General features: G+C 46.4%; 1 protein-coding gene. It reads right to left on the bottom strand.

Annotated elements, in window-relative coordinates; all coding sequences use genetic code 11:
* A partial coding sequence (locus DW103_RS18200) for a hypothetical protein (RefSeq protein ID WP_158576722.1) occupies window positions 1-302 on the bottom strand: 302 nt, incomplete at both ends.

Raw genomic sequence — 302 nt, 5'->3', positions numbered from 1 at the left:
TTGGTCTGGCGTTTGCTGTAATTGGTCAGCAGTTCACTCTGGGAGTCAATCAAGAGCGGCTGACAATAGATAAGCGTCGTGTTGTACGTTTTCTTCGTGTCGGTCGATACTTCGATTTCCAGCGGCAAGGATTTGGGTTTACCTTCTTTTGCCTTGCTGATTGGGGTTTGCACCGGTTTTTCTACCGTTTCGGTAGTATCGGCAACCCCGGTTTCGGCTACAGACTTCTTATAAAAGCTGTTGTCCGGAAAGATTTGTTTCTGAAGCTCTTTGGAATAGAGCGTTGTTCTGATTTCTGCCAT

Source organism: Parabacteroides sp. AM08-6 (assembly GCF_003473295.1).
GTDB lineage: Bacteria > Bacteroidota > Bacteroidia > Bacteroidales > Tannerellaceae > Parabacteroides.
The sequence above is the reverse complement of the archived record's forward strand: the minus strand, read 5'-3'. Positions and strand labels throughout refer to the sequence as shown.